We start from the raw sequence: 22,648 nt of genomic DNA, 5'->3' as shown, positions 1-22,648 counted from the left end.
TATGGTAGGTTTTGAAATCGTTATTTGGAAAATTTAAATCCATTCATTTTTAAATTCAGCATCACCTTATACAAAAAAGGAGAATTCTATGCCAGAAGGAAAAATTATAAAAGCTTTAAGTGGGTTTTATTACGTGCAGCATGAAGAAGGGGTTACGCAATGTCGTGGGCGAGGTGTATTTAGAAAAAATAAAATTACACCACTTGTAGGAGACCAAGTTGTTTTTCAGGCAGATAATCCAACTGAAGGTTATGTGCTTGAAGTGTTTGATCGAAAAAATGAACTTGTTAGACCTCCTATTGCTAATGTCGATCAAGCGATCCTTGTGTTCTCTGCAGTAGAACCAGATTTTAATCCTGGACTGTTAGATCGATTTTTAGTGCTGATTGAATATCATAACATTAAGCCAATTATTTGTATTAGCAAGATGGATTTAGTAGATGAAAAGATGAAAGCAACTGTTGAAGCTTATGCGAATGATTATCGTGAGATGGGTTATGATGTTTTATTTACTTCTATTAATACGTCAGAAAGTATTGATATATTAAAACCATACTTAGAAAATTGTGTTTCTGTCGTTGCGGGTCAATCTGGTGTTGGGAAATCTTCAATGCTTAATGTGCTACGTCCAGAATTAGAGCTGAAAACAAATGATATTTCCTCCCATTTAGGACGCGGGAAGCATACGACAAGACACGTAGAATTAATTGCAATTGGGAGTGGGCTAGTAGCAGATACACCGGGTTTTAGTTCACTAGATTTCATTGATATAGAAGTAGAAGATCTTACATATTGTTTTCCAGAGTTGAAAGAAGCGAGCCAATACTGTAAATTTAGAGGGTGTACACATCTTTCTGAACCGAAATGTGCGGTGAAAGCTGCGGTTGAAGAAGGGAAGATTACAGAATATCGCTATAAGAACTATAAACAATTCGTAGAAGAAATTAGAGAGAGAAAGCCGAGGTATTAGTTATGATTAAAATTGCACCATCGATTTTATCAGCAGATTTTTCAAAATTAGGGGAAGAGATTAAAGATGTAGAAAAGGGCGGAGCGGATTACATTCACGTTGACGTAATGGATGGACATTTCGTACCAAATATTACGATTGGACCGTTAATTGTAGAAGCAATCCGTCCGATTACATCATTACCATTAGATGTACATTTAATGATTGAAAATCCTGATAACTATATCCCGACTTTCGCACAAGCGGGAGCGGATATTATTACTGTTCACGTAGAGGCGTGTCCGCATCTACATCGTACAATTCAGTTAATTAAATCTCATGGTATTAAAGCGGGCGTTGTATTAAATCCACATACGCCAGTTTCAGTGATTGAGCATGTATTAGAAGATATAGATATGGTATTACTTATGACAGTAAACCCTGGATTTGGTGGACAGAAGTTTATCCATTCTGTATTACCGAAAATTAAACAAGTTGCAGACATGGTGAAAGAGCGCAATCTAGAAGTAGAAATTGAAGTTGATGGTGGTGTAAATGCTGAAACAGCAAGACTTTGTGTGGAAGCAGGAGCAAATGTACTTGTAGCTGGGTCAGCAGTATACAATCAAAAAGACCGCGGTGAAGCAATTCGCGTAATTCGTGGGTAGTGATGAACTTTTATCCTAGTAAGGTATTTATAGGATAGGATAAAAATATGTAAAAAGGCAATCTACCGAATGGCAGATTGCCTTTTTACAATGGAAGGAGAAGAAAAAATGATTATTCATATTTTGGCAGGAGGACCTTCGGAATATTGCGCAGATTTTGCTCGATACGAGAATGAGGAAGTAGTGTGGGCAGCGGTTGATAGGGGAGTATACCGTCTATTAAAGAAAGGGATTATCCCGGCTGTTGCGTTTGGAGATTACGATTCAGTTACTGAAGAAGAATTAGTATGGATGGGACAGCAAACGAACGAATTACATATTGTTCCGCGGGAAAAAGATCAAACGGATTTAGAAATTGCAATCAACTGGGCATTAGAACAGAAGCCGGCACTAATTCGTATTTTTGGTGCTACTGGTGGAAGGCTTGATCACGGTTTGGCAAATATACAGATGCTTTTAAAAGGGTTAGAAGTAGAGATAGAAATGTGTATTGTGGACAATAAAAATGAAATAACAGTTAAAAAAATGGGTACACATATAATTGAAGAAAATAAAAATTTTCCTTATGTATCTTTTGTACCAGTTACTGAAATAGTGGAAGGGATTACATTGTTTGGTTTTAAGTACCCTCTTACTAATAAAACAATAGAGTGGGGATCAACACTTTGTATTAGTAACGAACTCGTTGAGGAAAAAGGTACTTTTTCATTTACTTCTGGCATATTAATGTTGATAAGAAGCACTGATTGAAGAAACAATTTTGCTCCTTACATCATATAGTGACCAAGTGGAGTAATGGGGATTAGGAGGGAAACCATGAGATTTTATACAATTAAGTTACCTAAATTTCTTGGTGGAATAGTTCGTGCAATGTTAAATACCTTCAAAAAAGATTAAAAAAAGCACCTATCACCGGTGCTTTTTCCATTGTTATAGTAAAAAAAGAGCCTATCGGCTCTTTTTTTTATTATTAAACACGTTCGATTTTGCCAGATTTTAATGCTCTAGCAGAAACGTAAACACGTTGAACTTTTCCGTCGATGCGTACGCGAACTTTTTGAAGGTTAGCGCCCCACTTACGTTTTGTAGCGTTCATTGCGTGAGAACGAGAGTTACCAGAACGAGCTTTTCTTCCAGTAATAGCACAAACACGAGCCATTTATATTTCCCTCCCTTGATACCTTACCATACGTAATTTTTCAATGTTAGTCTTTTATGCGATGCTAAAAACACTACTATAATTTAACACAACTAAAAAGAGAATGCAACACCGTAGAAAAAAGAAATCAAGAAAATTTACTTGACACTATATGTCAATGAAGAAAAGTTGAAATCCATAAAAATTGCTTGACATATTATAGTGGTACATGTTGTATAATAACAATGGACTATTTTGCTCATCATAAAAAAGTGTAATTTAAAACATAAAATATGAGAGTGAAAAGAAAGAACGATGGAATTTTCTTTAAAAAGATTATATGATAGTAACTAAAGTAGTCTAGCTCACTTTCACCATTTATGAAGGGGGAAACGAGATGTCAATTGAAATTAAAACGAAGTACGGTCAAATTGATATTAGTACAGATGTAATTGCAACAATTGCTGGAGGTGCCGCGGTAGATTGCTACGGTATCGTAGGTATGGCATCAAAAAATCAGTTAAAAGATGGATTAACAGACATTTTACGAAAAGAAAACTTCACTAGAGGTGTTATTGTTCGTAAAGATGAAGATGAAGTACATATTGATATGTATATTATTGTGAGCTATGGTACGAAAATTTCAGAAGTGGCACATAATGTGCAGACGAAAGTGAAATATACATTAGATCAAACTGTAGGACTAGCAGTAGATTCTGTAAACATCTACGTACAAGGAGTTAAAGTAATAAACTTGTAATGTGCATTAAGGAGGAAAATCTGTGTCAATTCAAAAAATTGATGGAAAACGTTTATCACAAATGATCATGCAAGGAGCGAATAATTTAACAAACAATGTTCAGCTTGTTGATGCATTAAACGTATTTCCAGTTCCAGATGGCGATACCGGTACAAACATGAACTTATCTATGACTTCAGGTGCGCGTGAAGTGAAAGCAAACCCTTCGCAGCATGCTGGTAAAGTCGGCGTAAGTTTAGCCAAAGGATTATTAATGGGAGCTCGTGGTAACTCTGGAGTTATTTTATCTCAGTTGTTCCGTGGTTTCTCTAAATCCATTGAACAAAAAGAAGAATTAACAACAGTTGATTTTGCTGCAGCACTAGAAGCTGGAGTAGAGGCGGCTTATAAAGCGGTTATGAAACCGATTGAAGGAACGATTTTAACGGTTGCAAGAGAAACGGGTAAATATGCAGTAACAGTTGCGAAAAAACAGCGCGACTTTGTTTTGTTTATGGAAGACGTTGTGAAAGAAGCAAACGCATCGTTAAATCGTACGCCAGATTTATTACCTGTATTAAAACAAGTTGGCGTTGTAGATAGCGGTGGTAAAGGTCTTGTAGTGGTATACGAAGGATTTTTAGCTGACTTAAAAGGAGAAACGATTTCTTCTGATGCACCGACGCAACCATCTATGAATGAAATGGTACGCGCAGAACATCACCGTAGTGTACAAAGCCAATTGAGTACAGAAGATATTAAGTATGGATATTGTACGGAGTTCATGGTGAAATTAGAGGCTGAAAAGGTGAAAGAGCATAATTTCTCTGAACAAAAATTCCGTGAAGATATTAGTGTATATGGTGATTCTCTACTAGTTGTGTCTGATGATGAAATTGTAAAAGTTCATATCCATGCAGAACATCCTGGAGACGCTATGAACTACGGGCAAAAATACGGTAGTTTAATTAAGATTAAAGTAGAAAATATGCGTGAACAGCATACTGCTTTATTAGATGAACCTACTATGGTTCCTGAACAACCAGCTCAATCGAAAGAAAAACAACCATATGGTATCGTAACTGTAGCTATGGGGTCTGGTATTAAAACTTTATTTGAGAGCATCGGCGCAACGAAAGTTATCGAAGGTGGTCAAACGATGAATCCAAGTACGGAGGATATCGTGAAGGCAATTGAAGAAGCAAATGCTGAAAAAATCATTATTTTACCGAATAACGGAAATATTGTAATGGCAGCAGAACAAGCGGCATCAGTTGTAGATCAAGAAGTTATTGTTGTTCGTTCGAAAACAGTTCCTCAAGGTATGGCAGCAATGTTAGCATTTAACCCAGTTGGAACGTTAGAAGAGAATGAAGAAAACATGCAAGAAGCTTTATCTCATGTGAAAACAGGTCAAATTACGTATGCTGTACGTGATACGGAAATTGATGGTGTAGCAATTCAAAAAGATGACTTCATGTGTATTGCAGATGGGAAAATTGTATCTACAAATGCTGAAAAAGTAGGAGCTGCGAAGCAATTACTAGAAGCGCTTATTGATGAAGATTCTGAAATCGTAACGATTCTACAAGGTGAGGATGCAACTGACGAAGAAGTAGCGGAGTTAGTTGAATTTGTAGAAGAGAAATTTGAAGATGCAGAAGTAGAAGTGCATGCTGGAAACCAACCAGTGTATTCTTTCATCTTCTCTGTAGAATAAGATAAGATTCGTTTTGAAAATAAATGGATTACTTACTTGCTAATGGATAAGAAGTAGTAATATGAAGTTTATTACTAGTTTTTATTCAAAAGGCTAGCATATTGAAGAGAGAAAAGAGCCTTGCTGCTAATAGTGAGGCTCTTTTTTACTTGTTTTATATAAGGGATTTGAGTAGTTTCTCTTAGAATGCCTATGATAGAATATATAAGGTGAAAGAGAGCGATTACAGATGCTAATTGGTACTCAAATAAAATGCAATAAAGAAAATAATGTGACGGGGTGTGAGAATCTTGAATGATGTTGTACAAGTTCCTGTTACGGATGTAAAGGGGATCGGAGGAGAAACATCTGAGTTACTACATGAGATGGGTATTTACACAGTTTCTCATCTATTAGAACATTTTCCATACCGTTATGAAGATTATGCGATGAAAGATCTTGCTGAAGTAAAGCATGATGAACGTGTAACGGTTGAAGGGAAGATTCATAGTGCTCCTTTGCTGCAATATTATGGTAAGAAGAAATCGCGTTTAACAGTTCGTGTTCTCGTCGGTCGTTATTTAATTACGGCGGTATGTTTTAATAGGCCTTACTATAAGCAAAAATTAAAGTTAGATGAAACGGTAACGATTACTGGTAAATGGGATCAACATCGTCAAACAATTGCTGTATCAGAACTTCATTTTGGGCCGGTTGTACGTCAACAAGAAGTGGAACCTGTTTATTCAGTAAAGGGGAAACTTACAGTAAAACAGATGCGTCGTTTTATTGCTCAAGCGTTAAAGGAATATGGAGATTCTATAGTCGAAGTGTTACCGGATGGTTTGTTAGGGCGATATAAATTATTACCAAGATATGAAGCGCTTAGGGCATTGCATTTTCCGGTAGGACAGGAAGATTTGAAGCAAGCGCGTCGCCGTTTTGTATATGAAGAATTTTTCTTATTTCAGCTGAAAATGCAAACGCTCCGGAAAATGGAGAGGGAAAATTCAAAAGGGACGAAGAAAGAGATTCCCTCAGTAGAATTACAAGAATTTATCGATGCACTGCCGTTTCCATTAACGGGTGCGCAGCGCCGAGTTGTAGATGAAATTTTGAAAGATATGACATCTCCTTATCGGATGAACCGACTATTGCAAGGTGACGTTGGTTCTGGGAAAACAGTTGTTGCTGCGATTGGCCTTTATGCATCGAAATTAGCTCATTATCAAGGTGCTTTAATGGTTCCTACAGAAATTTTAGCTGAGCAACATTATCAGTCGCTTGCTGAAACGTTTTCGCATTTTGGTATGAAGGTGGAACTGTTAACAAGTTCTGTTAAAGGTGCGAGACGTCGAGAAATTTTAGCGAAGTTAGAACAAGGAGAAATAGATATTCTTGTTGGAACGCATGCCTTAATTCAAGATGAAGTTATATTTCATAGGTTGGGTCTCGTTATTACAGATGAACAGCATCGATTTGGTGTAGCGCAGCGCCGAGTTTTACGGGAGAAAGGTGAAAGTCCAGATGTATTATTTATGACAGCGACACCAATTCCGCGTACGCTTGCAATTACTGCATTTGGAGAGATGGATGTTTCGATAATCGATGAGATGCCAGCAGGTAGAAAGGTGATTGAAACATATTGGGCAAAACATGATATGTTAGATCGCGTTCTCGGTTTTGTTGAAAAGGAGATAAAAAAAGGAAGACAGGCATACGTTATTTGTCCTCTAATTGAAGAATCTGAGAAACTTGATGTGCAAAATGCTATCGACTTACATAGTATGCTGACGCATCATTACCAAGGGAAATGCCAAGTTGGATTGATGCATGGGAGATTATCGTCTCAGGAAAAAGAAGAGATAATGGGACAGTTTAGTGAAAATAAAGTGCAAATTCTTGTATCGACAACAGTTGTTGAAGTAGGTGTGAACGTACCGAATGCGACTGTAATGGTTATTTATGATGCAGAACGTTTCGGTTTATCGCAGCTTCATCAGCTTAGAGGGCGTGTCGGCCGTGGTAGTGAACAATCATATTGTTTATTAATAGCAGACCCTAAATCAGAAACAGGGAAAGAAAGAATGCGCATAATGACTGAAACAAATGATGGATTTGTATTGTCAGAAAAAGATTTAGAATTACGAGGTCCTGGAGATTTCTTTGGGAGTAAGCAAAGTGGCTTACCAGAATTTAAGGTTGCTGACATGGTACATGATTATCGAGCGTTAGAAACAGCAAGGCAAGATGCGGCGATACTAGTAGATTCAGAAGCGTTTTGGCACAATGATCAGTACGCTGCCTTGCGTACGTATCTTGATGGGACAGGTGTGTTCCAAGGAGAGAAGCTCGATTAAAGGGAGTCAACAAAAGTTTTTGTTGCATTCTACTTTTAATGATTATATACTACTGTTAGTACCTAGTCATAAAAATGGATGGTGCGGTATGAAAAAAAGAAGAAGTAAAAAAGAAAGACAAGAGTTATTACAACAAACAATCGAATCAAATCCTTTTATTACGGATGAAGATTTAGCGGAAAAATTTCAAGTGAGTATACAAACAGTACGACTTGATCGTATGGAATTGTCTATTCCTGAATTAAGAGAGAGAATTAAACATGTAGCTACAAAGCAACATGAAGAAGATGTGAAATCTTTACCGTTAGAAGAGGTTGTTGGAGAAATTATTGATATTGAATTAGATAGACATGCAATCTCTATCTTTGAAGTAAAGGTAGAACATGTATTTAAAAGAAATCAAATTGCCCGTGGGCATCATCTGTTTGCACAAGCAAACTCACTAGCTGTTGCGGTTATTGATGAAGAATTAGCTTTAACTGCAAAGTCTACCATTCGATACATTCGCCCTGTAAAATTAGGAGAGCGTGTTGTTGCAAAAGCGCGCGTTGAAGATGTAGAGAATGATAAGGGACGGACGGTTGTCAAAGTGCGTAGCTTCGTTGGAGAAGAACTTGTTTTTACAGGCACTTTTGAAATGTATCGATCTAGTAATTATAGTGAGGAAGGTAACAACTTATGAAAATCGCAATAGATGCAATGGGCGGAGATCACGCTCCAAAGGCTGTAGTATTAGGGGCAATGAAAGCTATTAAGGAATATTCTGATTTACATATTACGTTAGTAGGGAAAGAAGAGGAAATTCGTCAATACTTAACGAGTGATGAACGAATTACTATTCTTCATACAGACGAAAAAATAGAATCAACGGAGGAACCAGTAAGAGCGGTTCGTCGAAAAAAACAAGCTTCAATGGTGCTTGCGGCACAACAAGTAAAGGATGGAGAAGCAGACGCTTGTATATCCGCAGGTAGTACAGGAGCTTTAATGGCAGCTGGATTATTTGTTGTCGGTCGTATGGAAGGAATTGAGCGACCAGCTTTATCGCCTACAATGCCGACTGTAGATGGAAAAGGTTTTGTTATGTTAGATGTTGGAGCAAATGTTGATGCAAAACCAATTCATTTATATCAATATGCAGTAATGGGATCTGTTTATGCTGAGAAGGTAAGAGGAATTGAAAATCCTCGCGTTGGACTATTAAACGTTGGAACAGAGGATGGAAAAGGAAACGAGCTTTCAAAGCAAGTATTTGCAATGCTTAAAGATGCGCCAATTAATTTCGTTGGGAACGTTGAATCAAGAGATTTATTGCAAGGTGTAGCAGATGTTGTTGTATGTGATGGTTTTACAGGGAATGTAGCGTTGAAATCATTAGAGGGAACAGCACTTGCGCTATTCTCTATGTTGAAAGAACAATTAATGAGTTCATTTACGAGCAAATTAGCAGCGGCGGTATTAAAGCCAAAACTTATGGTATTAAAAGATAAAATGGATTATTCGGAGTATGGCGGAGCTGCATTATTTGGATTGAAAGCACCTGTCATTAAGGCTCACGGTTCTTCTAATGACCAGTCGGTATTTAGTGCGATTCGTCAAACGAGAGAAATGGTAGCGAAAGAAGTAATTCCTACGATTTCAAGCGTAATGGAGAAAGAGTCACTCCAATAAGAGGAGGATTTGAAATGGGAAAAATAGCATTTCTTTTTCCGGGCCAAGGTTCACAGGCAGTTGGAATGGGTAAACAATTAGCAGAGAATAATAAAGAGGTTGCAAAAGTGTTTGCAAAAGCAGATGAGGTGTTGCAAGATTCACTTTCAGAAGTGATTTTTGAAGGACCGCAGGAAAAGCTGACATTAACAACAAATGCGCAGCCTGCATTATTAACAACGAGTTTTGCTATTTTGACAGCTTTGAAAGAGTATGACATTACACCTGACTTTGTCGCTGGTCATAGTTTAGGTGAATATAGCGCTCTTGTAGCAGCTGGTGCATTAACTTTTGAAGATGCTGTATATGCTGTAAGGAAACGCGGGGAATATATGGAAGAAGCTGTTCCGGGAGGGGAAGGCGCAATGGCAGCTATATTAGGTGCTGACCCACATATGCTGAAACAAGTTACAGAAGAAGTAACAAGTGAAGGATATGCAGTGCAAATCGCTAATATGAATAGTACGAAGCAAATTGTAATTTCTGGAACGAAGCAAGGCGTAGAGGTTGCCTCTCAAAGAGCGAAAGAAAATGGTGCAAAGAGAGCGATTCCACTAAAAGTAAGTGGGCCATTCCATTCTTCACTTATGAAGCCGGCAGCTGAGAAGTTCCAAAGTGTTTTAAATGAAATTACAATTCATGACACGAATATTCCTGTTATTGCAAATGTTACGGCGGAAGTTATTACACGTGGTGCAGACATTCAAGAAAAGTTAATCGAACAGCTTTATTCGCCTGTATTATGGTACCCGTCTATTGAATATATGGTGAAGCAGGGAGTAGATACATTTATTGAAATTGGACCTGGAAAAGTACTTGCTGGACTTATGAAGTCAATTGATTCATCAGTAAAAGCATATGCGATATACGATGAAGAGACATTAAAAGATACCATTTCAAATTTGAGAGGAGAAAACTGATGTTAAAAGGGAAGGTAGCATTAGTAACTGGCGCTTCACGTGGAATTGGTCGCGCGATTGCGATCGATTTAGCGAAACAAGGGGCAAATGTAGTAGTAAATTATGCTGGCAATGAACAAAAAGCAAATGAAGTAGTAGATGAAATTAAAAAATTAGGTTCTGATGCAATTGCGGTAAGAGCAGATGTTGCAAATGCTGATGATGTTACAAATATGGTGAAACAAACAGTAGATACATTTGGACAAGTTGATATTCTTGTAAATAATGCTGGTGTAACGAAAGATAATTTATTAATGCGTATGAAAGAAGAAGAATGGGATACAGTTATTAATACAAACTTAAAAGGTGTATTCTTATGTACAAAAGCAGTATCTCGTTATATGATGCGTCAACGTCACGGTAGAATTATAAATATCGCTTCTGTTGTTGGTGTCATAGGAAACCCAGGACAAGCTAATTATGTTGCTGCTAAAGCGGGTGTTATTGGATTAACAAAAACATCTGCAAAAGAGTTAGCAAGTCGAAATATTACAGTGAATGCAATTGCGCCGGGCTTTATTGCGACTGATATGACGGATGTACTAGATGAGAATATTAAAGCTGAAATGTTAAAAGTTATTCCAGCTGCTCAATTTGGTGAAGCGCAAGATATCGCGAATGCTGTAACGTTTTTTGCTTCTGATCAAAGCAAATATGTTACAGGTCAAACGTTAAATGTTGATGGCGGTATGGTAATGTAATAAAAGAATCGATTTCACCTAGTTTTTTTGGTCAATATTTAATATAATATTTGAGGGGAGGTGAATGGAATGGCAGATGTTTTAGAGCGCGTAACAAAAATCATCGTTGATCGTTTAGGAGTAGAAGAGACTGAGGTAGTACCAGCTGCAAGCTTCAAGGAAGATTTAGGAGCAGACTCCCTAGATGTAGTAGAACTTGTAATGCAATTAGAAGATGAATTCGAAATGGAAATTTCTGATGAAGATGCTGAAAAGATTGCTACTGTTGGCGATGCTGTGACTTACATAGAGAGTCATCTATAATGCTTAAGTGAAGTCCCGTTTTTTAGCGGGGCTTTCTGGCTTATATCTGGAGGGACCTATGCCGTACCGAAAATATAGAGAAAAAAAATACGAAACAAAATATCGTGAAGCATTTAAAGTGTTTCAAGAAAAGATAGGTATTACGTTTACAGATGAAAAATTATTGATTCAAGCATTTACGCATTCATCGTATGTGAATGAGCATCGAAAAAAACCGCATGAAGATAATGAGCGTCTTGAATTTCTTGGAGATGCAGTATTGGAACTGACTGTATCACAGTATCTGTTTCAAAAATATCCGACAATGAGCGAAGGAGAGTTAACAAAACTACGTGCAGCTATTGTATGTGAGCCATCTCTTGTTCGTTTTGCGAACGAATTGTCATTTGGCAGCCTTGTTTTATTAGGAAAAGGTGAAGAAATGACAGGTGGACGTGAACGACCAGCTTTATTAGCGGATGTCTTTGAAGCGTTTATTGGTGCCCTTTATCTTGATCAAGGGCTAGAAACAGTTTGGGAATTCTTAAAAGAAATTGTATATCCGAAAATTAATGAGGGTGCTTTTTCTCATGTGATGGATTATAAGAGTCAGTTGCAAGAATTGATTCAGCGTGATGGCAGTGGCAATGTTGAGTATCAAATTTTGCAAGAAAAAGGACCAGCTCACAATCGAGAATTTGTGTCACGTGTTACGTTAAATAACGTAGCTTTAGGTCTTGGTAGTGGTAAGTCGAAAAAAGAAGCAGAGCAACAAGCTGCTGCAGAAGCATTGAAAAAATTAAAAGAACAACTATAAGGAATCCCCCTTTGAATGAGGGGGATTCCTTATGCATAGAATGAAACTTTCTTTTTGTTTATAAAGAAAAAGAAGGTAAATCCGTATAATACTTGTTTTTATATAGAGAACATTTATAACGACGGAGAATAGGAGGAAGGCCTTTCGTGTTTTTAAAAAGATTAGAAATAGCAGGGTTTAAGTCTTTTGCTGAGCATGTATCTGTTGATTTTGTCCCAGGTGTAACTTCTGTAGTAGGACCTAATGGAAGCGGGAAAAGTAATATTACTGATGCAATTCGCTGGGTACTTGGTGAACAATCTGCAAAATCATTACGTGGTGCAAAGATGGAGGATATTATTTTTGCAGGCAGTGATACGAGGAGAGCGGTTAATGTTGCTGAAGTAACAATAACTTTAAATAATGAAGATCAACGTTTACCAATTGAATACAATGAGGTGTGTGTAACACGTCGTGTATCTCGTTCAGGTGATAGTGATTTTTATATTAATAAACAATCATGTAGATTGAAAGATATTATCGATTTATTTATGGACTCTGGTATGGGAAGAGAAGCTTTTTCAATTATTAGCCAGGGGAAAGTGGAAGAGATTTTAAGTAGTAAGTCAGAAGAGCGTCGAGGTGTATTTGAAGAAGCGGCAGGCGTATTAAAATACAAACTTCGCAAAAAGAAAGCTGAAGGAAAATTAGCAGAAACACAAGAAAACTTAAATCGTGTACAAGATATAATTCATGAATTAAGTAGTCAAGTAGAACCTTTAGAAAGACAAGCTTCTATTGCGAAAGATTATCTTGAGAATAAAGAAGAATTAGAGAAAGTAGAAGCTGCGCTTATTGTCCATGAAATTGAAGAACTGCATGAGAAATGGGAAGCGCTTCGAAATCAGTTTGGGCATAATAAAAACGAAGAAGCTAAAATGTCAACGAATTTACAAAAAAGTGAAGAAGAGCTTGAGGAATTACGAGGACAATTACAGGCGGTAGATGAGTCTGTAGATTCGTTACAAGAAGTACTTCTTCTTTCTAGTAAAGAGCTAGAAAAACTAGAAGGGCAGCGAGAGTTGTTAAAAGAGAGAAAGCAAAATGCTACGACGCATTGTGCGCAACTTGAGCAGTTAATTGTTGAATTAACAGAGAAAGCTAAAAGTTACGATGGTGAGATTGAGTCAAGTACAGAAGCTTTAATGCAATTTGTGAATGAAGTAAAAGAGTTGGAGCAAAAATTGCATGATAATGAGCAACTGCTTGCTACTTTTGCTGACAATTTAGAGGAACAGATTGAGAATTTAAAAGGTGACTATATTGAGCTTTTAAATCAACAAGCTAGTCATCGTAATGAATTATCTATGATTGAAGAACAATCGAAACAGCAAACGTCTAAAAACGAGCGTCTAGATGAAGAGAATGCGAAATATGTAGAAATGCGTATGGAAATTACAGCGAAAAAGACGAAACTTGTAGAAAGTTACGAACAAGCGAAAGAAAAAGTAGCTGGCATTCTCTCAAACATACAGAAGACAGAGGCGGCGCTTGGGAAATGTAAGACGCAGTATAGTGAAAATGAAACAAAACTGTATCAAGCATATCAATTTGTGCAACAGGCACGTTCTCGAAAAGAAATGCTTGAAGAGATGCAAGAAGATTATTCTGGATTCTATCAAGGTGTACGTGAAGTATTGAAAGCTAGAGAAAATAGGTTGCAAGGTATCGAGGGTGCTGTTGCGGAACTGTTAACGGTACCGAAAGAATACGAAGTTGCAATGGAAATCGCTCTAGGTGCAGCGATGCAGCATATTGTTGTACAAACAGAGGAACATGCTCGTAATGCGATTGCATTTTTAAAGCAAAATAAACAGGGACGTGCAACGTTTTTACCGCAAGCTGTTATTAAAAGCAGATCGTTATCATTTGAGCAATTACGCATTGCAAATCAACACCCATCGTTTGTAGGTGTGGCGGCAGAACTTGTGCAGTACAACAATAAATATGAAAATGTAGTTTCAAATTTATTAGGTACTGTTATTGTTGCGAAAGATTTACGTGGAGCAAATGAGTTGGCGAAACAACTGCAATACCGTTATCGTATTGTAACAATCGAAGGTGACGTAGTGAATCCTGGCGGTTCTATGACTGGTGGGGCGGTAAAGCAAGCGAAATCTTCTTTATTAGGACGCCAACGTGAACTGGAAGAGTGGACTCGCAAGTTAACTGATATGGAAGAAAAAACAACGAAGTTAGAAAACTTTGTTAAAGCAGTAAAACAAGAGATTCAAGAAAAAGAAGTGAAAATACGCGAACTAAGGCAAACTGTAGAAGCAGATCGTGTAGATGAGCAGAAATTAAGAGAAGAGATTAATCGTTTAGAATTAGAAGAACATCGTATTAATGATCGGTTGTCTATTTATGATTTAGAGATTGAAGGTTTTTTACAAGATCGAGTAAAAATGCAAGGGCGTAAAGAGGAGTTAGAAGGGGTTTTAACGAATCTTCAAGCTGAAATCACTAAGTTAGATAGTAAAATTGTAGCTTTAACAAAACAAAAAAGTGAGCAACATTCTTCGAAAGAAAAAGTTCAAAAAGAAATGACTGAGTTAAAAGTGCTGGCAGCTGAAAAGCAACAACGCTTATCTAATCAAAAAGAAAAAGTTGAACGATTGACGAAGGAAAAAGAAGAAACGGATGCGACACTTGTAAAAACGAAAGAGGATTTAGCGTTCTTAAAACAAGAAATGACATCTAATTCAAGTGGTGAAGAGCAAATTACGAATATGATTGAGAAGAAAGCATATGATCGTAATCAAACTTCAGAATTAATTCGCTCTCGTCGTGAACAACGTGTATCGTTGCAAGAGAGAGTAGAACATTTAGAGCACCATTTGAAAGAAACGACAGGTAAACATAAATATATTCTTGAAATGTTGAAAGATCAAGAAGTGAGAATAAATCGACTTGATGTAGAGTTGGAAAATAGATTACAACATTTACGTGAAACATATACGATTTCATTTGAAGCGGCAAAACTAAAATATACAATGACAATGCCTGCAGAAGATGCGCGTAAGAAAGTAAAATTAATCAAATTATCCATAGAAGAGTTAGGTACAGTGAACCTAGGGGCAATTGATGAATATGAACGTGTAGCGGAGCGTCATACATTCTTACTAGAGCAGAGAGACGACCTAGAAGAAGCGAAAGCGACATTGCACCAGCTTATTACCGAAATGGATGAAGAAATGAAAAAACGCTTTTCTACTACGTTTGAAGGCATTAGAATGGAGTTTCAATCGGTATTCTCTGAATTATTTGGAGGCGGTAGAGCAGATTTAGTAATGACTAATCCAGAGGATTTACTAAATACGGGTATTGATATTGTAGCACAACCGCCAGGGAAGAAACTGCAGAACTTAGGTTTACTTTCAGGTGGAGAGCGTGCTTTAACAGCAATTGCGCTTTTATTTGGTATTTTAAAAGTACGCCCAGTACCGTTCTGTGTACTAGATGAGGTAGAGGCAGCCCTTGATGAGGCGAATGTAGCTCGTTTTGCACAGTATTTAAAGAAATTCAGTGATGAGACGCAGTTTATTGTAATTACACATAGAAAAGGTACAATGGAAGAGTCTGATGTGTTGTACGGTGTAACAATGCAAGAATCAGGGGTATCTAAACTTGTTTCGGTTCGTTTAGACGCCGGAGAAGAACTTATTGCAAGTGAATAGGAAGGATGGGAAAGTATGAGTTTTTTTAAAAAACTAAAAGAAAAAATTTCAAAACAAACGGATACAGTTACAGAGAAATTTAAACAAGGATTAGAAAAAACGAGAAATTCATTTGCGGATAAAGTGAATGATTTAGTGTATCGTTACCGTAAAGTGGACGAAGATTTCTTCGAAGAGTTAGAAGAAATTTTAATCGGTGCAGACGTTGGCGTTGCGACGGTAATGGAATTAATTGACCAATTGAAAGAAGAAGTACAACGTCGTAACATTCAAGATCCAAAAGAAGTACAAGCTGTTATTTCAGAAAAACTAGTAGGAATTTACAAAGGTGACAGCGATTTTAGTAACGAAATTAATATGCAAGAGGACCAATTAACGGTCGTTTTATTTGTTGGTGTTAATGGTGTAGGAAAAACGACGACAATTGGTAAACTGGCGCATAAGTTTAAATCAGAAGGTAAGTCAGTCCTATTGGCGGCAGGAGATACATTCCGTGCTGGAGCGATTGAACAATTAGAAGTATGGGGCGATCGCGTTGGTGTAGAAGTGATTAAACAAGGATCTGGATCTGATCCAGCGGCGGTTATGTATGACGCTGTACAAGCAGCGAAAGCACGTAAGGTAGATGTATTACTATGTGACACAGCAGGACGCTTGCAAAATAAAGTGAACTTAATGAAAGAGTTAGAGAAGGTGAAGCGTGTAATTGAGCGTGAAGTACCAGGTGCTCCTCATGAAGTATTGCTTGTTATTGATGCAACAACGGGACAAAACGGTTTAAGCCAAGCGAAAACATTCCGTGAAGCAACGAATGTAACTGGTATTGTTTTAACGAAGTTAGATGGAACTGCTAAAGGTGGTATTGTATTAGCGATTCGTAACGAAATGGATGTACCGGTGAAGTTTGTTGGATTAGGAGAGCAAATGGATGACTTGCAGCAGTTTGATCCAGAACAATATGTGTATGGTTTATTTGCGAACTTAGTAGAAACAGAAGAAGTATAAGCGAAAGAAGCGGTATTTCCGCTTCTTTTTCTATAAAAAATATATGATGTTAAGAAAAAAACTTGACACTCTTTTGGACTACATGTAAACTAATTCATGTAAAGGGAAATCACTTAACAAAGGATGATCCAACATGCTCGAAAAAACAACGAGAATGAACTATTTATTTGATTTTTATCAATCGTTGTTAACGCAAAAACAAAGAAGTTATATGTCGCTTTATTATCTAGATGATTTATCTCTTGGTGAAATTGCGGAAGAATTTGATGTAAGTCGCCAAGCCGTGTATGATAACATTAAACGGACTGAAGCGATGCTTGAAGAATATGAAGAAAAATTAGTATTACTTCAAAAGTTTCAAGAGCGACAGCGACTTGTTGCAAAGCTAAAACAGCTAATCAGCGAAGAAGAGCATGTGAATGAAGAAATGAAACAAGTTGTTGAAGCTATCGAAAAATTAGATTAGGAGGGCGGCAATATGGCATTTGAAGGATTAGCCGACCGACTTCAACAGACAATGCAAAAAATCCGCGGCAAAGGAAAAGTTTCTGAAGCCGATGTGAAAGAAATGATGAGAGAAGTTCGTCTAGCTCTTTTAGAAGCGGATGTTAACTTTAAAGTAGTAAAAGATTTTGTGAAGCGTGTGTCTGAACGTGCTGTCGGACAAGATGTAATGAAAAGTTTGACACCTGGACAACAAGTAATTAAAGTTGTACAGGAAGAACTTACAGAACTTATGGGCGGAGAGCAAAGCAAAATTGCTGTTGCTAATAAGCCACCGACTGTTATTATGATGGTTGGTCTGCAAGGTGCGGGTAAAACAACGACGACAGGTAAGCTTGCGAATTTGCTTCGTAAAAAGCATAATCGTAAACCGATGCTTGTTGCAGCGGATATTTACCGTCCAGCAGCGATTAAACAGCTTGAAACATTAGGGAAGCAATTGGACATGCCTGTATTTTCTTTAGGAGATCAAGTAAGTCCTGTTGAAATTGCGAAACAAGCGATTGCAAAAGCAAAAGAAGATCATCACGATTATGTTTTAATCGATACAGCGGGTCGCCTGCATATTGATGAAGAATTAATGGATGAATTAGCGAAAGTGAAAGAAGTTGCGAAACCGGATGAAATTTTCCTTGTTGTCGATGCGATGACGGGGCAAGACGCGGTAAATGTTGCACAAAGTTTCCATGAACAGTTAGGTTTAACAGGTGTTGTATTAACGAAATTAGATGGTGATACGCGCGGTGGTGCTGCATTATCTATTAAGGCTGTAACAAACACGCCGATTAAATTTGCTGGTATGGGTGAAAAACTAGATGCAATTGAAGCGTTCCATCCAGAGCGTATGGCATCCCGTATTTTAGGGATGGGCGATGTCTTAACATTGATTGAAAAAGCGCAAGCTACAGTTGATGAAGAGAAAGCAAAAGAACTTGAGCAAAAAATGCGTACGCTTTCGTTTACGCTTGACGATTTCCTAGAACAACTTGGACAAGTGCGCCAACTTGGGCCGCTTGATGAATTGTTAGGAATGCTTCCTGGTGCAAATAAAATTAAAGGGCTGAAAAATGCGCAAGTTGATGAAAAACAAATTGGGCATATTGAGGCAATTATTCGTTCTATGACTAAATTAGAACGAGAACAACCGGAAATAATCAATGCTAGTCGCAAAAAGCGCATTGCCAAAGGTAGCGGTACAACTGTACAAGAAATCAATCGTCTAATTAAGCAATTCGATGACATGAAAAAAATGATGAAGACGATGACGGGAATGCAAAAAGGTAAGAAAAAAGGACTAGGTGGATTGAAGTTTCCATTCATGTAAGGAAAAAAAGATGGCTCTGTTAAGAAAAAATACTTTACAAAGCAATAGTCTTTTTGCTAATATAATTATCTGTGTGAAATAAATTCGGAGGTGCTTTATAAATGGCAGTTAAAATTCGTTTAAAACGTATGGGAGCTAAAAAAACTCCTTTCTATCGTGTAGTTGTTGCAGATTCTCGTTCTCCTCGTGACGGACGTTTCATTGAGGAAATCGGAACTTACAATCCAGTTGCTCAACCAGCTGAAGTTAAGATCAACGAAGAAGCAGCATTAAAATGGTTAGGAAATGGTGCTAAACCATCTGATACAGTTCGTAACTTATTCTCTAACCAAGGTATCATGGAGAAATTCCACTTATCTAAACAAGGTAAGTAATTGAGGCAATGACTATGAAGAAGTTAGTCGAGACGATTGTCAAGCCTCTTGTCGATTATCCTGAAGATGTAAAAGTTACACAGGAACTTTGCAACGGAGAGATAAAGTATCGATTAACTGTACATCCTGAGGATGTTGGAAAAGTCATTGGAAAGCAAGGGAGAGTTGCGAAAGCGATTCGAATGCTCTTGTATTCAGTGGGACATCATAATGATGAAAAAGTAACACTGGAAATTCAATAAACGTAAAAAGGGCGAGGAGTTATTCCTCTCCCTTTTTTAACATTTAAATAGAGATTGCATGTTCCATCTGTGAAATGGAGATGCTTAATTTATATAGAAACCAGGGGTGACATACTATTTATGACAAAATGGTTTAATGTAGGAAAAATTGTAAATACTCATGGCGTAAGAGGAGAAATCCGTGTTATTTCTCGTACTGATTTTCCAGAAGAGCGATATAAAGTAGGAAACACGCTATACATATCGAATGAGAAAGGCACAGACTATCTTCCGGTAAAGGTAACTTCTCATCGCCAACATAAGACATTCGATTTATTAACATTTGAAGGATATAACAATGTAGATGAAGTAGAGAAGTTTAAAGGTTCTTTAATAAAAGTACCAGAAGAGCAGTTAGGTGAACTTGCTGAAGGTGAATACTACTATCATGAAATTATTGGTTGCAGTGTTGTAACGGAAGAAGGAGAAGCGCTAGGGACAATCAAAGAGATTCTATCTCCTGGTGCAAATGATGTTTGGGTAATTAAACGCCCGAAGGGTCAAGATCTCTTAATTCCTTATATCGATGACGTTGTACTTCAAGTTAATATTGAAAATAAATTAGTAACCATTCATGTAATGGAAGGGCTGCTATAATGAAAATTGATATTTTAACGTTGTTCCCAGACATGTTTACCGGTGTATTTGGATCTTCTATATTAAAGAAGGCGCAAGAAAAAGAAGCGGTAAACCTTCGTGTTGTTAACTTTCGTGATTATACAACAAGTAAGCATAATAGCGTAGACGATTATCCTTACGGCGGAGGAGCTGGTATGGTGCTTACTCCTCAGCCTATTTTTGATGCTGTAGAAGATTTGACGAAAGAGACAGAGCGTAAGCCGAGAGTTGTCTTAATGTGTCCGCAGGGCGAAAGATTTACGCAGAAGAAAGCGGAAGAGCTTGCAGGGGAAGAACATTTAATCTTCGTATGTGGGCATTATGAAGGATATGACGAACGAATTCGTGAGCATCTCGTAACGGATGAGATTTCTATTGGTGACTATGTATTAACGGGCGGAGAATTAGCCTCTATGGTTATTACTGATAGTGTGGTACGTCTCTTGCCAGGGGTGCTAGGAAATCATGCTTCACAAGTAGAGGATTCGTTTAGTACAGGTTTATTAGAGCATCCTCATTATACACGTCCAGCTGATTTTCGTGGTATGAAGGTACCGGATGTATTAATGTCAGGGAATCATAAAAACATTGATGAATGGCGACATAAGGAATCTTTGCGCCGAACGTATACGCGTAGACCTGATTTATTAGATGAGAGAGAGTTATCTAAACAAGAGAAAAAATGGCTTGAGGAAATAAAGCGAGAGCAGTAATAACTTCATATATTTGCTATTGCAACAGGCCTAGTAATATGCTATTATAACATTTGTGCTACTGAAATCAGTAGCCGTATTAACGATGTTCCGCTGTAATTTATTAAGACTTTATAAGAGCATCTGTTTAAAGGAGAGAATTTAATATGCAACAATTAATCGCAGAAATTACAAAAGGCCAATTAAAAACTGACCTTCCTTCATTCCGTCCTGGTGACACTTTACGTGTACACGTAAAAGTTGTTGAGGGAACTCGTGAAAGAATTCAGCTTTTCGAAGGTGTTGTAATTAAACGTCGTGGTGGCGGAATCAGTGAAACATTCACAGTTCGTAAGATTTCTTACGGTGTAGGTGTTGAGCGTACATTCCCAGTTCACACGCCAAGAATCGCGAAAATCGAAGTACTTCGCCGTGGTAAAGTACGTCGTGCTAAGTTATACTACTTACGTAACCTTCGCGGTAAAAAAGCACGTATTAAAGAAATTCGATAAGACATGTATGGGAGCTTGTAAATGCACAAGCTCCCTTTTTCCAATCTATATGAAATTTTGGTATAATACGAGCAGTTTACATAACCGTGGAGGGGAAATGCATGAAAAAAGAGAAGAGTTCACTTTGGGAATGGATTAAAGCAATTTTGATTGCTGTTGTATTAGCTGGTGTTATTAGACAGTTTTTCTTTGCGCCAATTCTCGTAGACGGGGTATCGATGGCACCTACTTTACATGATCGTGATCGAATGATTGTGAATAAAATTGGTTATCACATTGGAGATCCAAAACGCTTTGATATTATCGTATTTCGAGCAACAGAAGATAAAGATTACATTAAGCGCATTATAGGCCTGCCAGGCGATGAAATAGAGTATCGTAATGATAAACTGTATGTTAACGGAAAGGCTTATGAGGAGCCGTATTTAGACAAGCAGAAAAAGCAAATTGCTGACGGACCGCTTACATATGATTTTAATCTTGAAGAAATGACAGGCAAGAAAACCGTTCCAAAAGATCAATTATTTGTTTTAGGTGATAATCGTCGTTTTAGTAAAGATAGCCGTTCAATCGGTACGATTTCAATGGATCAAGTAATTGGTAAAGCTAATATGTTATATTGGCCGTTAGAAGACGCACGTATTGTGAAATAAATGAAAAAGAAGGTGGCAACATGGTAATTCAATGGTTTCCAGGGCATATGGCGAAGGCTAGACGCCAAGTAACGGAGAAATTAAAATTAATTGATGTTGTAATTGAACTTGTAGATGCTCGATTACCATTATCATCTCGAAACCCAATGATTGATGAAATCATTACACATAAGCCAAGGCTTGTTGTTTTAAATAAAGCGGATATGGCGGATGATCGTTTAACAAAACAATGGATCGCATATTTTAAAGAAAAAGGCCATATGGCAATTTCGATTAACGCACAAGCTGGACAAGGTATGAAGGAAATTGCAGCAGCTTGTAAAGTGCTTGTTAAAGAAAAATTTGATAAAATGGTTGCAAAAGGTATTAGACCGAGAGCGATTCGTGCATTAATTGTAGGTATACCAAATGTTGGTAAATCTACATTGATTAATAAATTGGCAAAGAAAAATATTGCTAAAACAGGAGATCGTCCAGGTGTGACAACAGCTCAACAATGGATTAAAGTTGGGAAGGAAATGGAATTGTTAGATACACCAGGTATTCTGTGGCCTAAATTTGAAGATCAATTAGTGGGTCTTCGCTTAGCGACAACGGGTGCAATTAAAGATTCAATTTTAAATTTACAAGATGTAGCTGTTTACGCATTACGTTTTATGGAGAAACATTATCCAGAACGCTTGAAAGAACGCTATAATTTAAATGAGATTCCAGAAGATATTGTGGAATTATTCGATGCAATTGGAAAAAATAGAGGCTGCTTAATGGGCGGCGGAATGATTGATTATGATAAGACATCTGAGCTTGTGCTTCGTGAGCTTCGTGGTGGCAAACTTGGAAAAATGACGTTTGAAACACCGGAAGAGTTTGCAGAGCAAGTAGAAGATGTGGAAAAAATAGAAGAAGTATAAGACGTGCGTTTGTGCGTCTTTTCTTTTTGGATATGT

Annotated in this window: 25 protein-coding genes; 24 read left to right on the top strand and 1 reads right to left on the bottom strand. The window is 37.5% G+C overall.

Annotation, left to right across the window (positions count from 1 at the left end):
- Positions 1-88: 88 nt before the first annotated feature.
- The 4 genes from rsgA to spoVM all read left to right on the top strand — a co-directional run bounded on the left by rsgA (position 89) and on the right by spoVM (position 2,514).
- Entirely contained in the window at positions 89-970 is an 882-nt protein-coding gene (gene rsgA, locus NST86_RS19625) for a ribosome small subunit-dependent GTPase A (protein ID WP_001113932.1), read from the top strand.
- A gap of 2 nt (positions 971-972) precedes the next feature.
- Complete coding sequence (gene rpe, locus NST86_RS19620; RefSeq protein ID WP_000589974.1) at positions 973-1,617, top strand: ribulose-phosphate 3-epimerase; 645 nt, start codon at positions 973-975, stop codon at positions 1,615-1,617.
- 69 nt (positions 1,618-1,686) lie between these two features.
- The gene (locus tag NST86_RS19615; RefSeq protein WP_033683160.1) at positions 1,687-2,367 is read left to right on the top strand and encodes a thiamine diphosphokinase; all 681 of its coding nucleotides are present in this window, start codon (positions 1,687-1,689) and stop codon (positions 2,365-2,367) included.
- Between the two features lie 66 nt (positions 2,368-2,433).
- A complete protein-coding gene (gene spoVM / locus NST86_RS19610; RefSeq protein ID WP_001213599.1) occupies positions 2,434-2,514 on the top strand; it encodes a stage V sporulation protein SpoVM in 81 nt (26 codons plus the stop codon).
- A gap of 73 nt (positions 2,515-2,587) precedes the next feature.
- Here spoVM and rpmB read toward each other — a convergent pair whose 3' ends face one another.
- Complete coding sequence (gene rpmB / locus NST86_RS19605; protein ID WP_000124776.1) at positions 2,588-2,776, bottom strand: 50S ribosomal protein L28; 189 nt, start codon at positions 2,774-2,776, stop codon at positions 2,588-2,590.
- Positions 2,777-3,152: 376 nt separating this feature from the next.
- Between rpmB and NST86_RS19600 the strand changes: the two genes are divergently transcribed.
- The 20 genes from NST86_RS19600 (at position 3,153) to ylqF (ending at position 22,612) form a co-directional block, all read left to right on the top strand.
- On the top strand, positions 3,153-3,515 hold the full coding sequence (locus NST86_RS19600; protein ID WP_000021109.1) for an Asp23/Gls24 family envelope stress response protein: 363 nt from the start codon (positions 3,153-3,155) through the stop codon (positions 3,513-3,515).
- A gap of 22 nt (positions 3,516-3,537) precedes the next feature.
- Positions 3,538-5,214 (top strand): DAK2 domain-containing protein, encoded by a 1,677-nt coding sequence (locus NST86_RS19595; protein ID WP_000027129.1) that lies wholly within the window; start codon positions 3,538-3,540, stop codon positions 5,212-5,214.
- Positions 5,215-5,504: 290 nt separating this feature from the next.
- Positions 5,505-7,553: an ATP-dependent DNA helicase RecG gene (gene recG, locus NST86_RS19590; RefSeq protein WP_001000813.1), complete on the top strand. Its 2,049-nt coding sequence runs from the start codon at positions 5,505-5,507 to the stop codon at positions 7,551-7,553.
- Positions 7,554-7,641: 88 nt separating this feature from the next.
- On the top strand, positions 7,642-8,235 hold the full coding sequence (fapR, locus tag NST86_RS19585) for a transcription factor FapR (RefSeq protein ID WP_000747349.1): 594 nt from the start codon (positions 7,642-7,644) through the stop codon (positions 8,233-8,235).
- Positions 8,232-9,224: a phosphate acyltransferase PlsX gene (plsX, locus tag NST86_RS19580; RefSeq protein ID WP_000684101.1), complete on the top strand. Its 993-nt coding sequence runs from the start codon at positions 8,232-8,234 to the stop codon at positions 9,222-9,224. The genes fapR and plsX overlap by 4 nt, the downstream gene beginning before the upstream one ends.
- A 14-nt stretch (positions 9,225-9,238) precedes the next feature.
- Positions 9,239-10,183, top strand: coding sequence for an ACP S-malonyltransferase (gene fabD / locus NST86_RS19575; protein WP_016118545.1), 945 nt, complete (start codon positions 9,239-9,241; stop codon positions 10,181-10,183).
- Positions 10,183-10,923, top strand: a complete 741-nt coding sequence (gene fabG, locus NST86_RS19570) for a 3-oxoacyl-[acyl-carrier-protein] reductase (protein ID WP_000911774.1) — start codon at positions 10,183-10,185, stop codon at positions 10,921-10,923. Before fabD ends, fabG begins: the two co-directional genes overlap by 1 nt.
- Before the next feature lie 69 nt (positions 10,924-10,992).
- Complete coding sequence (gene acpP, locus NST86_RS19565) at positions 10,993-11,226, top strand: acyl carrier protein (RefSeq protein ID WP_000786062.1); 234 nt, start codon at positions 10,993-10,995, stop codon at positions 11,224-11,226.
- Positions 11,227-11,284: 58 nt separating this feature from the next.
- Complete coding sequence (gene rncS / locus NST86_RS19560; protein ID WP_001146875.1) at positions 11,285-12,022, top strand: ribonuclease III; 738 nt, start codon at positions 11,285-11,287, stop codon at positions 12,020-12,022.
- A 146-nt stretch (positions 12,023-12,168) separates the two neighbouring features.
- Positions 12,169-15,738 carry a chromosome segregation protein SMC gene (gene smc / locus NST86_RS19555; protein WP_000478955.1) on the top strand — a complete coding sequence of 1,190 codons (3,570 nt, stop codon included), beginning with the start codon at positions 12,169-12,171 and terminating at the stop codon, positions 15,736-15,738.
- Between the two features lie 15 nt (positions 15,739-15,753).
- On the top strand, positions 15,754-16,743 hold the full coding sequence (gene ftsY / locus NST86_RS19550) for a signal recognition particle-docking protein FtsY (protein WP_000007655.1): 990 nt from the start codon (positions 15,754-15,756) through the stop codon (positions 16,741-16,743).
- Positions 16,744-16,876: 133 nt separating this feature from the next.
- Positions 16,877-17,209 (top strand): putative DNA-binding protein, encoded by a 333-nt coding sequence (locus NST86_RS19545; protein WP_000891062.1) that lies wholly within the window; start codon positions 16,877-16,879, stop codon positions 17,207-17,209.
- 12 nt (positions 17,210-17,221) lie between these two features.
- Positions 17,222-18,571, top strand: coding sequence for a signal recognition particle protein (gene ffh / locus NST86_RS19540; protein ID WP_000863460.1), 1,350 nt, complete (start codon positions 17,222-17,224; stop codon positions 18,569-18,571).
- A 101-nt stretch (positions 18,572-18,672) separates the two neighbouring features.
- Complete coding sequence (gene rpsP, locus NST86_RS19535) at positions 18,673-18,945, top strand: 30S ribosomal protein S16 (RefSeq protein ID WP_000268750.1); 273 nt, start codon at positions 18,673-18,675, stop codon at positions 18,943-18,945.
- A 14-nt stretch (positions 18,946-18,959) separates the two neighbouring features.
- Complete coding sequence (locus NST86_RS19530) at positions 18,960-19,187, top strand: KH domain-containing protein (RefSeq protein WP_000737401.1); 228 nt, start codon at positions 18,960-18,962, stop codon at positions 19,185-19,187.
- A gap of 120 nt (positions 19,188-19,307) precedes the next feature.
- A complete protein-coding gene (gene rimM, locus NST86_RS19525) occupies positions 19,308-19,823 on the top strand; it encodes a ribosome maturation factor RimM (RefSeq protein ID WP_000170278.1) in 516 nt (171 codons plus the stop codon).
- Positions 19,823-20,557 (top strand): tRNA (guanosine(37)-N1)-methyltransferase TrmD, encoded by a 735-nt coding sequence (gene trmD, locus NST86_RS19520; RefSeq protein ID WP_000686903.1) that lies wholly within the window; start codon positions 19,823-19,825, stop codon positions 20,555-20,557. Before rimM ends, trmD begins: the two co-directional genes overlap by 1 nt.
- A 146-nt stretch (positions 20,558-20,703) precedes the next feature.
- Positions 20,704-21,048 carry a 50S ribosomal protein L19 gene (gene rplS / locus NST86_RS19515; RefSeq protein WP_001186516.1) on the top strand — a complete coding sequence of 115 codons (345 nt, stop codon included), beginning with the start codon at positions 20,704-20,706 and terminating at the stop codon, positions 21,046-21,048.
- Positions 21,049-21,149: 101 nt separating this feature from the next.
- Entirely contained in the window at positions 21,150-21,701 is a 552-nt protein-coding gene (gene lepB / locus NST86_RS19510; RefSeq protein WP_000711853.1) for a signal peptidase I, read from the top strand.
- Positions 21,702-21,721: 20 nt separating this feature from the next.
- On the top strand, positions 21,722-22,612 hold the full coding sequence (gene ylqF, locus NST86_RS19505) for a ribosome biogenesis GTPase YlqF (protein WP_000236702.1): 891 nt from the start codon (positions 21,722-21,724) through the stop codon (positions 22,610-22,612).
- The last annotated feature ends 36 nt before the right edge of the window (positions 22,613-22,648 follow it).

Source organism: Bacillus sp. FSL L8-0199, assembly GCF_038005705.1.
Lineage (GTDB): Bacteria > Bacillota > Bacilli > Bacillales > Bacillaceae_G > Bacillus_A > Bacillus_A cereus.
Note: the sequence above shows the minus strand (reverse complement) of the source record. Positions and strands in the feature narration are given on the sequence as shown.